At 40.9% G+C, this 13,464-nt stretch carries 11 protein-coding genes and 1 other RNA gene; 8 read left to right on the forward strand and 4 right to left on the reverse strand.

Annotated features, from left to right (window positions below; genetic code table 11):
• The first annotated feature begins 22 nt into the window (after positions 1 to 22).
• Together ACH30E_RS10685 and miaA are read left to right on the forward strand one after the other, a co-directional pair.
• A complete protein-coding gene (locus tag ACH30E_RS10685) occupies positions 23 to 586 on the forward strand; it encodes an IS1096 element passenger TnpR family protein (RefSeq protein WP_294994112.1) in 564 nt (187 codons plus the stop codon).
• A 26-nt stretch (positions 587 to 612) separates the two neighbouring features.
• A complete protein-coding gene (gene miaA, locus ACH30E_RS10690; RefSeq protein WP_490824809.1) occupies positions 613 to 1,527 on the forward strand; it encodes a tRNA (adenosine(37)-N6)-dimethylallyltransferase MiaA in 915 nt (304 codons plus the stop codon).
• A 2-nt stretch (positions 1,528 to 1,529) separates the two neighbouring features.
• On the opposite strand, the gene ACH30E_RS10695 is transcribed toward miaA, so the two are convergent.
• Positions 1,530 to 3,059: an OmpP1/FadL family transporter gene (locus ACH30E_RS10695; RefSeq protein WP_490824810.1), complete on the reverse strand. Its 1,530-nt coding sequence runs from the start codon at positions 3,057 to 3,059 to the stop codon at positions 1,530 to 1,532.
• Positions 3,060 to 3,142: 83 nt separating this feature from the next.
• Positions 3,143 to 3,922, reverse strand: coding sequence for a hypothetical protein (locus tag ACH30E_RS10700; RefSeq protein WP_490824811.1), 780 nt, complete (start codon positions 3,920 to 3,922; stop codon positions 3,143 to 3,145).
• A 137-nt stretch (positions 3,923 to 4,059) separates the two neighbouring features.
• Here ACH30E_RS10700 and proS point away from each other — a divergent pair, with 137 nt between their 5' ends.
• Both proS and truB read left to right on the forward strand, forming a co-directional pair.
• Positions 4,060 to 5,538, forward strand: a complete 1,479-nt coding sequence (proS, locus tag ACH30E_RS10705) for a proline--tRNA ligase (protein WP_294994100.1) — start codon at positions 4,060 to 4,062, stop codon at positions 5,536 to 5,538.
• Between the two features lie 22 nt (positions 5,539 to 5,560).
• Positions 5,561 to 6,265 (forward strand): tRNA pseudouridine(55) synthase TruB, encoded by a 705-nt coding sequence (truB, locus tag ACH30E_RS10710; protein WP_490824812.1) that lies wholly within the window; start codon positions 5,561 to 5,563, stop codon positions 6,263 to 6,265.
• Between the two features lie 282 nt (positions 6,266 to 6,547).
• Here truB and ACH30E_RS10715 read toward each other — a convergent pair whose 3' ends face one another.
• The gene (locus ACH30E_RS10715; RefSeq protein ID WP_490824813.1) at positions 6,548 to 8,938 is read right to left on the reverse strand and encodes a BamA/TamA family outer membrane protein; all 2,391 of its coding nucleotides are present in this window, start codon (positions 8,936 to 8,938) and stop codon (positions 6,548 to 6,550) included.
• Between the two features lie 5 nt (positions 8,939 to 8,943).
• Between ACH30E_RS10715 and ACH30E_RS10720 the strand changes: the two genes are divergently transcribed.
• Complete coding sequence (locus ACH30E_RS10720; RefSeq protein ID WP_490824814.1) at positions 8,944 to 9,675, forward strand: TrmH family RNA methyltransferase; 732 nt, start codon at positions 8,944 to 8,946, stop codon at positions 9,673 to 9,675.
• On the opposite strand, the gene ACH30E_RS10725 is transcribed toward ACH30E_RS10720, so the two are convergent.
• Positions 9,676 to 10,908 carry an ABC transporter permease gene (locus ACH30E_RS10725; RefSeq protein WP_490824815.1) on the reverse strand — a complete coding sequence of 411 codons (1,233 nt, stop codon included), beginning with the start codon at positions 10,906 to 10,908 and terminating at the stop codon, positions 9,676 to 9,678.
• A 295-nt stretch (positions 10,909 to 11,203) separates the two neighbouring features.
• On the opposite strand from ACH30E_RS10725, the gene ACH30E_RS10730 reads away from it, so the two are divergent.
• The 3 genes from ACH30E_RS10730 (at position 11,204) to fsa (ending at position 13,456) form a co-directional block, all read left to right on the forward strand.
• Entirely contained in the window at positions 11,204 to 12,487 is a 1,284-nt protein-coding gene (locus tag ACH30E_RS10730; RefSeq protein WP_490824816.1) for a type IX secretion system plug protein, read from the forward strand.
• 165 nt (positions 12,488 to 12,652) lie between these two features.
• Positions 12,653 to 12,752, forward strand: an RNA gene (ffs, locus tag ACH30E_RS10735) — signal recognition particle sRNA small type.
• Positions 12,753 to 12,805: 53 nt separating this feature from the next.
• Positions 12,806 to 13,456 (forward strand): fructose-6-phosphate aldolase, encoded by a 651-nt coding sequence (fsa, locus tag ACH30E_RS10740; RefSeq protein ID WP_490824817.1) that lies wholly within the window; start codon positions 12,806 to 12,808, stop codon positions 13,454 to 13,456.
• Positions 13,457 to 13,464: the final 8 nt, after the last annotated feature.

The raw sequence follows: 13,464 nt of genomic DNA on the forward strand, positions 1-13,464 counted from the left end.
AACAAAAGTTTAAGTTAAGAGGATGGCGGTATTAAAATTTCGGATTTACCTTGAAGAAGATGATGCAGTTTATCGCGATGTGGTGATTAAACACACACAGCATTTTTTGGACCTGCATTTTGTGATCCTGAAAGCCTATGAATTTGATCAGAAGCATCAGGCAACTTTCTTCCGGAGTAACGATAACTGGCAACGGGGAAGAGAAATCAGTTTTGAGAAATACGATAAGCCCTATGTGGCAGAACCACTCCTGATGTCTGAAACAACAATCGGAAGTGAAATAAGAGATACAAACCAGAAATTTGTATACGTATATGATTTCGCAAAAAACTGGACCTTTCTTGTTGAACTGATTAATGTAAGCAAGGAAGAAAATCCCAAGCTTAGCTATCCTGCCATATCACGCACCGAAGGAATCGGACCCCAACAGTATGGTACCAAAAGTCTGTTAGGGGATAAATTTGCCGACATAGAAGAAAAATACGATCTCACCGAAGCAGCAGATGGATTTGGAGAAGAAGGAGAAGATGGCGATCAGGATACAGATGAATTTGGTGCCGAAGAATCCAGTGAAGAAGATTTTTAATGTCCCCCAATTGCTAATCCTTTAGTTTGCACCAACATACTGTTATACTTATTGTAGGTCCAACCGCCGTTGGAAAAACAGCCGTTGCCGTGCAACTCGCTAAACAGTTTCACACGGAAATTATTTCTGCCGACTCACGTCAATGTTATCGTGAAATGAATATCGGTGTTGCCAGACCATCAACAGCAGAACTGGCAGCAGTACCACACCATTTTATTGCATCGCACAGCATAACGGATGATGTAAATGCAGGTGTTTTTGAGCAGTATGCACTTGCCAAAGCAAACGAATTGTTTCAGCAGCATCCGGTAATTGTGATGACGGGTGGAACAGGACTTTATATCAACGCATTTGTAGAAGGTATTGATGTTATGCCATCTATACCTCAGACAATCAGGGAAAATATTATCCGAACTTACCAGGAAAAGGGACTCGCCTGGTTGCAGGAAACCATACAACAAAAAGACCCCGCATTCTGGGAAATTGCGGAACAACAAAACCCCCAGCGCCTGATGAGGGCACTTGAATTTGTAGAAGCTACAGGGCAATCCATTACTACGTATCGATCAGGAAAGAAAGAAGAGAGGCCATTTAAAGTAATTACCATCGGACTTGAAATGCCACGCGAATTACTAAATGAAAGAATCAACAGCAGGGTAGATACGATGATGGAAGCCGGACAATTGGAAGAAGCAAAGAGACTCTTTTCCTCGCGCCACCTCAATGCATTACAAACAGTAGGCTACCAGGAATTATTCGATCACTTCGAAGGAAAAACAAGTTTGTCGAAAGCTGTAGAGTTGATTAAACAACATACCAGACAATATGCAAAAAGACAAATGACCTGGTTCAAAAAAAACAGCAGCATCCATTGGGTGAATGCTGCTGAAGAAAATATTCAGGAACAGATCGCAGCACTGCTACGATCTGCAGATTTATGATCTTAGAATTTGAAACCAAAAGTCATCATCACAGTTCCTCTTGAACCTCTCTGGTCTGCAAATGTATTAGGCTTATCATTCAATCTGTAAGCAAACTGTACATCGCGATTAAAAGCATGTGCATAGCTCAGATCAATAAATATTCCTTTATCACGGTAGCCGATACCACCGGTTGCCAGGATGCGATGCGCTTTTAATTCACTTTCCTTATAAGGACTTCCATAATAAGCACCACCGAGGCGGAACATAATAGTGTGTAATTTCAATTCACCACCTAACCTGAAATTGATATTGCCTTTATAAGTGTCTTTAACCACATTATTCAGCAAATTATAATAGTTCACGAGTGCCTGATCGTTTTTATCTTCTGCAGAAAATCTGGAACCCCTGTAGTTCACATATTCAAGATCGGCACTGATGAATGCTCTCTGACGACGTGTATCCTTAATTTCACGGAACACATAACTCGCACTGATGATGGCGCGCCATGGAGTTACGAGATTGTAATTACTGTTACCTGGGTTGCCACTGTTCAGGTTATCACTATTCTCAGATCTGAGTCCGGCATAAGATTCAGTATTGGCAGTCATAGAAGCCCTTACACGATCTTTAAAAGTGATGAACTGTGGAGTATGAAAAGCGAAACCTATGCGCCAGTATTCTTTTGGTTTGTAAATGGTACCAATTTTTGCACCCACACCTAAACCATTTGATGTAAACTGTTCTTTGAATTCAAAATAACTAAACTGGTTATTCGGATCGTTGGTAGGATCTGTTTCTCTGTACACAAGGTCGCGGGTGTAGTGAATTACAGGTATGGTAAGACTTCCACCTACGTATAACTTATCTTCCATGTTCCCGGCCATGCCTAAAGCTATTTCATGGTAACCGCCTCGCGTAATGGCATCATAATGCTGGTTAACACCAGTTGAAAGTGGCACAAGGCTCTGGTAGCCTATGAAATTACCGGAAGCGTTGTTGGCTGTATCAATCAGGAATGTTCTGAAAGCCAGTGAAGAACCAAAAATATAATTACTGAGTGCAGCATTGGTATCTGCAAGATCACGGGTAAGTTCTTCAAGGTATTGTTCAGAAAAAGAGCTCATGTTATTAAAGCCCTTAAACTGAATACGATTGTTATAACTCGCCAACTGGTTAACAGAAATGGCAAATGCACTACTTGTCCATTTACTGTTACGCTTATAGTTACTGCTTAGGATAAGTCCTGAAGCACCATAACCAAAATTGTTTTTACTATTGAGTGTATCTGTTCCCCGGTAATTGAATTTATTGTTGTTTAAAAAGAAACCTGGCGACAAAACAAATTCATTGGTTTTGAATAGGCCAAGTCCGGCAGGGTTTACGTGATTGGCAGTGATCTCACCACCGAGTGATCCCATTACGCCGCCTGTTGCAATGTTTCTTGCTGAACCATTTTGGTTGAACCAGGCCATTCTCAGGGAATAATCAGGGTTTTGTGCAGCCGTTGTAAGGGTAAGTAGAACTGCTATGATGGGTAAATATGATTTCATATTACAATGCGTTTGGATATAGGTTTAGTAATAAGTGCCAGGCACTGAATGGTTATTAATTGCTTCCAATTTGAGGTTGATGATTAATTGCCCCTGCCACCACGTCCTGAGCTCGAACTGCTTCCGGTACTCTTAACACCCCCGCTGTTACCACCTGCATTACTGCTTGGTGTTGCAGTAGAGCCATTGCTGTTGCTAGGGAAACTTCTTACGGCCCTGTCAACAGTAGTTCCCGATGAACCATTGCTGCTTCCGGTAAATACCCTTTTCAGCAGGCTTCCGAAACTGTTATTGTTGCTTCCTGTGCTAACAAATGCACCGGTTTTAGGATTATAATATCCCTGGTTATTGTTGTTGAAGCCTTTTGTATTTCTGTAGGCAGACAGATTACTACCTGAAGTGCTTCCGGCATAAAATTTAGGTGAAGCATATACTATAACTGTATAAAGTGGGTTATTCCAACCCCAGTTATAATATCCATAACCTAGTCCCAACTGAGGTCTCCATCCTCCATAACCTAATCCCAGGTTCCATTGGTGGTTCCAGTTGTAGGTATTCCAGTTGCTATATGGGTTGATGCGGTTAAAATCGTAACGACTATCGTACCAATATCCAAAATCATCGATTCCAGACCAACGGTACCTGTTGGCAACTTTCATGCGCAGGTAACGGTCGTCCTGACTGCTGATATATTCTTCATATCGCTCCTGTTGCTCTTTGGCCTTCTCTTCCTCTTTTCTGTTCAACCCTTCACGGGCAGGTGAATAATACACATCATCAGGCGTTTGCCCAGACTGATAGGCAGTAGAACACCCGGAAAGGAGTCCTATGGCGAGTAATGAACCGAGTAGTATTGTTTTCATGATAGGAGGATTGACTAGGTTATATAATGTGAAGTTACATACATTTGCGCTGTTGTTGGCTTCATGGTTTAGCGGCAATTATTTTGCCAACTAACATCTGTAAGCAATGTATTTTGTTAAGAGAATTATAATTTTTTATGAGTAAGGAAATAACATCCCGTGAGCAAGACTATTCACAATGGTATAATGACCTGATTTTAAAGGGTGGATTGGCTGATTATAGTGCCGTTCGTGGCTGTATGGTAATCAAGCCCTATGGCTATGGTTTATGGGAGAATATGCGTGATGTATTAGACAGGATGTTTAAGGATACCGGCCACCAGAATGCTTATTTCCCCTTATTCATCCCTAAAAGCCTGTTTGAGGCGGAAGAAAAGAATGCGGAAGGCTTTGCCAAAGAATGCGCGGTTGTTACCCATTACCGTTTAAAAACAGATCCGGCAAATAAAGGCAAACTCATCGTTGATCCTGAAGCCAGACTGGAAGAAGAACTGGTGGTTCGTCCAACAAGCGAAGCCATCATCTGGAATACGTATAAAGGCTGGATACAGTCGTACCGTGACCTTCCCATCCTGGTAAACCAGTGGGCCAATGTGGTTCGTTGGGAAATGCGTACGAGGTTATTCTTGCGTACCGCAGAGTTTTTATGGCAGGAAGGGCATACCGCACATGCGACCAAAGAAGAAGCGATTGAAGAGACCACCAAAATGCTGGATGTATATGCCGATTTTGTTGAAAACTGGATGGCAGTACCCGTAATAAAAGGTGTGAAGACTCCGAATGAACGTTTTGCAGGTGCAGAAGATACTTATTGTATTGAAGCAATGATGCAGGATGGTAAAGCATTACAGGCAGGTACCTCACACTTTCTGGGTCAGAACTTTGCCAAAGCATTTGATGTGAAGTTCAGCGATAAGAATAATAAACTCGAATATGTATGGGCAACCAGTTGGGGCGTAAGCACAAGGCTGATAGGTGCGCTGGTAATGGCGCATAGCGACGACGATGGTTTAATACTTCCTCCTAAAATTGCACCTATACAGGTTGTTATTGTACCTATTTACAAAGGAGAGGAGCAGAAGGCTAAAATTGATGAACATGCCCACCGACTCGTCCATGAATTAAAGGCAATGGGCATCACGGTTAAATACGATGACAACGACAATACAAGACCAGGTTGGAAATTTGCCGAATATGAAATGAAGGGCGTACCCGTGCGTATTACACTTGGTGCAAGAGACCTTGAAAATAACCAGGTAGAATTAGCCAGAAGAGATACCAAAGAAAAAAGTGCTGTATCGCTTGATGGACTCTCCACTATGGTGAAGCAATTGCTGGATGATATTCAGCAGCAGATGTATGACAAAGCAAAAAAATACCGCGACGAACATCTTACACCCGCTAACAGTTGGGATGAATTCGTTGAACTGCTTGATACGAAAGGCGGATTTATTGCTGCACATTGGGATGGTACTCCAGAAACAGAAGATAAAATCAAAGAACTCACCAAAGCAACCATACGTTGTATTCCTTTAAATAATCCGCAGGAAGAAGGCACTTGTATTTTAACAGGTAAACCCTCTGTTCAGCGGGTACTGTTTGCAAGAGCATATTAAAACTTGCATTCGCAGATCCTTCATGAAGCAGAAAGAAATACATCCCGCACTGCAACCATACCTGGATGGTAAAGTGATTCTATTAGATAAGCCCATCGACTGGACCTCATTCGACGTGGTTAAAAAAGTGCGTATCCTCACGAGGATATCGAAGGTTGGACACGCAGGTACTTTAGATCCTTTGGCTACTGGGTTGTTAATTGTGTGTACAGGGAAGTTTACCAAAAAGATCAACGAGTACATGGGTATGGAAAAAGAATACACGGGTACTTTTACTTTAGGTGCTACAACCCCAACCTATGATCTTGAATCTGCACCTGAAAATATTTGCGATTACACACATCTTACCACAGAACAGATACATACTGCAACAGAACAGTTTACTGGTCCAATTATGCAGGTACCACCCGCGCATTCAGCCATTAAAAAAGATGGCAAGCCCGTTTACCTCGCTGCAAGAAAAGGAATAGAAGTAAAATTAGAACCACGCCCGGTTACCATTTTCAAATTCGTAATTGAGAAAATTGAATTACCCATTCTACATTTCAGGGTAGTTTGTTCAACAGGCACTTATATCAGAAGCCTCGCCCACGATTTCGGTGCAGCACTTGGCGTAGGTGGATACATGAGCAGTCTTCGCAGAACACGCATCGGCAACTTTAGTGTTGAAGAAGCAGATAGTCTGGCAGTTTTTGAATCGAGGATTGCTGAATTGAAAGGGGAGTAGTTTTTTTGGCTTCAAGCTGCAAGCCATTGCTGTCCGGGGAAAATTGGCTACTAGCTTCTAGCTACTAGCCTTGATGGGTGCTTGTTTTAGATTTTCTGCTATTATTTGAATAAATGAGTGGGCTTGCAAATTTGTTTTGTAAAAATCCTACTTATAATAAACATATAATTACCCTATTTACACTTGTGGATGGTTAAATTAATAGCAAAAAAAAGCTAGTAGCTAGCAGCTAGCAGCTAGTGGCTAGAAGCTATTTTTTCCCCCAACAGCAATAGCTTCAAACTAAAAAGGCAAACCAATACCAAATTGCAATGCTGCATTATTAATTTTTAAACCAGATGGTCTTGTTTCAGACCATACAAAATTTTTGATACTCATCCAGCCTCCATTGGTAGGGCGGGCGGGGTCTTTTACTCTATAGGCTACGTCAAAACGAATAAGAAAATAGGAAAAGTCGAAACGCAAACCAGTACCAATGCCTATGGCAAGATCTCTGCCGAGGTTACTTAATGAAAACCTTGAAGTAGGATCCTTATCGTTTCTTTTAATGTTCCAGATATTGCCAATATCCGCAAAAACAGCACTACCAATTTTAAAAGAACCAAGTGATGCCAGTTGGAAACGATATTCGAGATTGGTTTCAAGCTGCATGTCACCAAACCTATCACGGTAACTGCTGTTAACGGTATCACTAAATACAGAACTACCCAATCCTAATTGCCGCAATCCCCATGCACGCATGCTATAAGGTCCGCCAACGATAAACTGCTTAAAGAATGGTAGCGTTTGACCGATTGATGCATTGTCGCTATAATTATAACCCAAACCTGCAAAAGCCCTATAAGCAAGTTCAGCTTTTGGAAAAAGTATCCTTTGTCTGTATTCTGCTTCTGTTTTAATATACCTGTAAATATTATTTTTCAAACCAGGTAGTAATCCAAATAAGCCACCTGCTTCTTCAATACCAATTCTCAGGTAATGACTTTTATTCCTGTTCTTTGGACTTGTAGTGGTTCTTACAAATGATAAGCTCTGACTTACGATATTGCCTTCATTAAAAGAAGCCTGAAGGAAGGGGTTGTTTTTTATTAAGGTGTCTAATCCAGGTAATCTTTTAATGCCGTACAATTCTATATTGAGTGGTTTATATAACCAAACTTCATCTCCATTTTTCCTGGGCTTTCTCCATTCATAACCGATGCTTCCTGTAAGTGAGGTTACTTTATAATAATTTTTTCTGTCGATATAAGAACTGCTGAGCGCAAATAAGGTTCTTTTATTTTCCAGGTTACGCAGTGCTCTCCAATTGCGGAAGGGGGTTAATAAACGAGGTAATGCATATGTATGACTACCATTTAATAGAAAAGTTTGCAACAATGGATTATTACCCTGACTCAACAGGTTTAATTCAACCCCTGTTCTGATCACACTTTGTTGCTGTACGGCTTGCTTCCATCTGTTTCTGTTGATATAACTAAGATTGGTAGATATACCCAGTGTATTACCAGTAATTACATCTCCCGAGTTTCTGCTTCCTTCCAGTTCTGCGGCAATGGTTTGTCTTGCAGCAGGTACCAGCAGAATATGCATATCTAAAGTGTCTTTATCGCGAACGCGTAAAATGGCATCTGCCTGTTGCCATGCACCGAGTTGTCCGAGGCGGTTAATGGTTTTATAATAATCTGCTTCATTGTATTTATTTCCTCTGCTGAGAAAAGTATGTTCTCTTAGTGGACGGAACCGAAATAAACCCTGGTGGTATTTCATGATGCCATTCCGGAACGTATCCACCTTATAATCTTTCCTTTGAATAACACTATCTGGTATATCTGCAATACCGGTTTCAGGATAATAATAAATATTGCCCATGCTGAATTGCAATAATTTGCTTGAATCTGCAATGGGTCTATGCGTGAGGTTAATATCCCAGGTGGGGTTTTCTTTTCTTTTACGGTCCGCCTCTGCAATCATTTCGGCCTGTTTAAAAGGGTCTAATGTGAGGGGCAGTAATTTGGTGTCAAGCGTATCAACTACAGCGAGAAGGTCGTCTCTGTTAAAATTATAGTACCCGTTCTGGCGAAATAAATTCGTGAGGCGATCCATTTCGTCGCTGATTACCTGTTTTGTATAAGGAATACCCTTTTTTAATAGTTGAGCACTTTTATTGGCCATTACAAGCGCCTGAAGGGTAGAATCTGAGAAATCGTAAGAAACCGAATCGATATGAATATTTTTTCCTGCCTTTATATTCATGATTACATTGGCCCGGATTTGTTTTTTAACGGTATCAATCACTACAGAATCCTTTAGGTCACTATAAAAATATCCCTGACTATTCAGGTAAGCATTCATGAAATTGATGGAGCGGGGGAGGTTGCTGCTATCAAAAACTGGCGGATTATATAGGTAGTTTCTTAGACCTGCATATTTCTGAACAATCCTGACCTGTAAACTATCTTCCCAATAATTCTGTAATTCAGTTATTAAACGTTTTTTCTCATCTTTGGGAATTGTGTCAAGGATATTGATCTTGTTGCTATAAACAAATGGTCTGTTAGCAGGAAAGTTTACCACTTTTAGATGCTTTTGTTCGGAACAAGCGCTCAAGAGTCCTGCCAACAACAGTAAACTGATGAACGATGCCAGATAACCTCTTTTTCCAATCAAACGCATAGTAGATGTTAAGCAAGAATGAGCTCAAATATATTCAATCTTTATGCCAGAAAAAACAAAGGATCAGTGAAAGGTTGTTTTTGGCCGAAGGCACAAAACTTGTTGCGGAATTATTGGAAGCAGGTTATCCCATCAAAAACATCTATGCATTGGAGTCCTGGGCAGCTCCTTTACCTGATTTGCCCATCACCCGCATTTCACCCATCGAGCTGGAAAAAATCAGTACCCTTCAAACCCCTAATCAGGTTGTAGTAGTGGCAGAACAAAGGGAACCAACTGGTGAACCAGTATTAAAAAATAAGCTAACCCTTGTTTTAGATGGCATTCAGGACCCGGGTAACCTGGGTACCATTATTCGCATTGCAGACTGGTTTGGCATTGACCAGATTATTGCCAGTAACGATACCGTTGAACTATACAATCCAAAAGTAATACAGGCTACCATGGGTAGCTTTCTCAGGGTGAAAATCTGGTATCGTGAATTGGAAGAGTTACTAACCACAATCAATGTGCCTGTTTACGGAGCTTTATTAAATGGAACTTCAATGTATGCAACAAAGCCACCCAAAGAAGCTTTACTGGTAATTGGGAATGAATCAAAAGGCATCAGGGGAAATATACTGCCCTATATTAAACATGCTATAACTATACCCCGCACTGGAAAAGCAGAATCATTGAATGCAGCTGTAGCAACGGGCATCTTATTGGCGCAATTGTGTGCATCTGCAGGAAAATAATTACCTGAATTGAATCGCTTTTACCGGACTTAATTTTCTTACCATCAGAGAAGGGATTAGCAATGCACAATAGCAAACGATAGTAGTACCAGCAATAACAGTGGCCACCTGCCACCATACAATCTCCATAGGTGCTTCAGTAACATAATAAGACGCCTCTTCCAGTCGGATAAAACCAGTGAGTTGTTGTAGCCAGCAAATGCCTAAGCCGGATAAAGTGCCAATACCAATTCCCAAAAGGGTAATAAAGGAAGCATGCAAAAGAAAGATTTTCTGGATGGTCCAGTTACTTGCGCCAAGGGCTTTCAGAATACCCACCATTCTGGTTCTTTCCAATATTAGTATCAATAAACAGGTAATCAGGTTAATGATTGCAACTGAAGACATAACAATAAAAATTACATCCCTGTTTACATCCTGAATATCCAGCCAATCGAATATATTGGGGTATACTTCCCGTATGGTGCGGCTCATCCATTCGGTAGGTAAAGCGGCCGATAAGTTTTTGCTGATACTATCCATCTCAGTATACTGGTTCACAAAAATTTCATAGCCACCGATCTGTTCCTGGTTCCAGTCGTTAATTCTCCTGATCAACCTGATATCGCCCAGAATGAATAGTTTGTCGTATTCTTCAATGCCGGTTTTATAAATGCCTTTCACCAATAGTTTTCTATAGGTTCTGCTGTCATCGAGTGAGGATACAAAATGAACCTTTACTGTATCAAATACTTTAATACCTAATTGGTTTGCGAGCGCTTTTGAAACAATGATTTCCTTACTGTATAAACTATCACTAAAGTTGATCCAACCACCTTGTTGCATAAAAGGTGTTAAAGTGCTGCTGTCGTACAAATGGTCAACCCCTTTTAGCAACACACCTTCAATTTCATTGTTGTTTTCTATTACAGCCGACTTGGTAGCAAAATGTTGCACACTTTTAATGCCGGGTTGAAGGCGAATGGTGCGCTCAATGGCGCTATCCATGGTAATAGGTGTTTCTTCTGCAATAAGTGATTTGCCTGTTTCATATTTCTGTACCCGAAGATGTCCCCAGAAACTAAAGACTTTTCCGGCAACGGTATGCTGAAAACCATTAACAAAGGCAAGGGTAATAATCATCGCCATTACACTAAGTGTAGTAGCAGCAATCGACAATCGAATGATGAAGCGGGAAAACGCATGCTGGTGATTAAAAGCAATTCGCTTCGCGATGTCGGATGAAAGTCCCAAAGGCGGTGATTTTGGTAAAAATACGAACTGACAATGAATGATCGGTAGCTTTTAGTTTTTAGGTATTAGGTGTTAGGTATTAGGCGTTAGGTGTTTGCTATTTGGTTATGTGTTTGGGCAAGTATCTCAAATAACTGGTCAACTTATTTTAGGCATTAACAACCTGCAACCCAGTACCCAGCACCTAATACCTAACACCTAACGCCTAACCCCTCAAACAAACAACAGTAATTTTCAACACCTGATTCGCATTGATTGCATTATCTTGTTCTAACTTGCGTTTTATTGTGATGCTATGAAATATGTCTTACTGATACTCTTTATTTTCAGTGCCGGAACACCGTTGATGAGTCAACGGAAACCCGATTTTGTTTACATGGATGGCATCAGAAGCCCCAAACTCTTTCAGCAAAATGATCAGCAGTCGATACCCATGATCAGGTTAGGAAGCAGTGATTTGTTAGAACTTCATTTTGATGACCTGACCGGATACCCGAGAAACTTTTTTTATACCTATGAATTATGTAATGCCGACTGGACGCCTGCAATGTTAAATCCTTTTGATTATATAAAGGGCTTTGTTCAAAACAGGATATCACAGTACAGGGTATCATCATTGGCCCTTACCAAATATGTACATTACCAGGCCTTATTGCCCGATAGAAGTGCGGTGCCAACAAAAAGCGGAAATTATATACTCAAGATTTTTTTAGATGGAGATACCAGTAAGCTGGCATTTACCAAACGTTTGATGGTAGTTGATAATCGGGTAGATATTGGAGCGAGAATTTCACAGCCATTTAATAGTAACTTACTCAGAACACACCAGAAGATACAGGCAACCGTAGCGGCAAAGGAGTTGAATATTATGAGTCCGCAGCAACAAACCAAACTTATCATTATTCAGAATAACAGATGGGATGATGCTTCAACCATTATTCAACCAGCATTTATTCGTAACAATATGCTGGAATACAATAGTGAACAGGAGGCAATTTTCCCGGCGGGAAAAGAATTTCGATGGGCCGATCTGCGGAGTTTTCGATTTGAGAGCGACAGGGTTGATAGAGTCGACAGAACCGTACAACCCAACCGCATATTCATGAAGCCAGATGCTATACGTAACGATTTACGCTATGCATTTTTTAACGATAGAAATGGGTGGGATGAAATTGGTTCGATTGAATCTATTAATCCATGGTGGCAGACAGACTATGCATATGTAGAATTTTCATTAATGCCTAATGGGGGGAAACCGATTCTGGGTAAAGATGTTTTTATAACAGGTTCATTTACCGGTGCTGCGGCAAGTGATAGCTCCTTAATGTATTTTGATGAAGAGAAGGGTATGTACCGAAAAACCTTATTCCTGAAGCAAGGCTATTACAGTTATAATTATGTGACTAAGAATAAAGGCAAGCAAAAAGAAAAATCCGATCCTGGATTAACAGAAGGAAATTATTGGGAAACAGAGAATGAATACCTAATTTTATTTTATTTCCGTCCACTCAGCGGTCGTCATGATGAATTGGTGGGCATAACCAGACTCAATTCAAGAAATCTCAACAATGGATTCTGATATCCTCTGCGTAAACTCCTTTCCTCCTGTTCCCTGCGGTGAATGTGCGTACTTTTTCACAGTATGGAACAGAGGAAACGAGTGTTTGAGCTGAGGGAAATGATAAACTGAAAGTTCAGCAACCAAAAAATTAGGGAAAATAGGTCTCAACCCTTACTTTTGCACCGGCAGGTCTTACACGACCAGCTCCTGCTGAACCTCCCCAGGGCAGGAATGCAGCAAGGATAGGCGGTTGTAGCGGTGCGATGTGAGTAGCCTGCCATTTTTTTCTTCCCTATACCCTGAAGGCTTTGCCTGAAGGGTTAACTCAAATACACTATGAAATTTTTTATCGACACTGGTAACCTCGAACAAATTAAAGAAGCTAATGACCTGGGTATCCTGGATGGTGTAACAACCAATCCTTCCCTGATGGCAAAAGAAGGCGTAAAAGGCGAAGCAGCAATTGCGAATCACTACAAAACCATTTGTGAGCTTGTAGATGGCGATATCAGCGCTGAAGTATTGTCTACCGATTTTGTCTCAATGGTAGAAGAAGGTAAAAAGCTCGCAGCTATTCACCCAAATATCGTGGTTAAAGTGCCGATGATTAAAGATGGTATCAAAGCCATTAAATGGTTCACTGATAATGGTATCCGTACGAACTGCACACTGGTATTTTCTGCCGGACAAGCAATCCTTGCTGCTAAAGCAGGTGCGAGCTATGTATCACCATTTATTGGTCGTATCGATGATAGTGGTTGGGATGGTATGGATCTGATTGGTCAGATCCGTCATATTTATGACATACAGGGTTTCAAAACGGAGATCCTTGCTGCATCAATTCGTAATGCATTGCACATCATCAAAGCTGCTGAATTAGGTGCTGATGTTTGTACCTGCCCGCTCGATTCTATTCTTGGATTACTGAAACATCCTTTAACGGATATCGGTCTTGCCAAGTTCCTGGAAGATGCTAAAAAAATGTAAACTTACAT

This window comes from Sediminibacterium sp. FW305-C-61 (genome assembly GCF_058231065.1).

Excerpts from the sequence above, each read along its gene's own strand:
- ACH30E_RS10685 (WP_294994112.1), top strand. The coding sequence starts at position 23 with ATGGCGGTATTAAAATTTCGGATTTACCTTGAAGAAGATGATGCAGTT.
- fsa (WP_490824817.1), top strand. The coding sequence starts at position 12,806 with ATGAAATTTTTTATCGACACTGGTAACCTCGAACAAATTAAAGAAGCT.
- truB (WP_490824812.1), top strand. The coding sequence starts at position 5,561 with ATGAAGCAGAAAGAAATACATCCCGCACTGCAACCATACCTGGATGGT.
- ACH30E_RS10720 (WP_490824814.1), top strand. The coding sequence starts at position 8,944 with ATGTTAAGCAAGAATGAGCTCAAATATATTCAATCTTTATGCCAGAAA.
- ACH30E_RS10700 (WP_490824811.1), bottom strand. The coding sequence starts at position 3,922 with ATGAAAACAATACTACTCGGTTCATTACTCGCCATAGGACTCCTTTCC.
- ACH30E_RS10715 (WP_490824813.1), bottom strand. The coding sequence starts at position 8,938 with ATGCGTTTGATTGGAAAAAGAGGTTATCTGGCATCGTTCATCAGTTTA.
- ACH30E_RS10730 (WP_490824816.1), top strand. The coding sequence starts at position 11,204 with ATGAAATATGTCTTACTGATACTCTTTATTTTCAGTGCCGGAACACCG.
- ACH30E_RS10695 (WP_490824810.1), bottom strand. The coding sequence starts at position 3,059 with ATGAAATCATATTTACCCATCATAGCAGTTCTACTTACCCTTACAACG.
- proS (WP_294994100.1), top strand. The coding sequence starts at position 4,060 with ATGAGTAAGGAAATAACATCCCGTGAGCAAGACTATTCACAATGGTAT.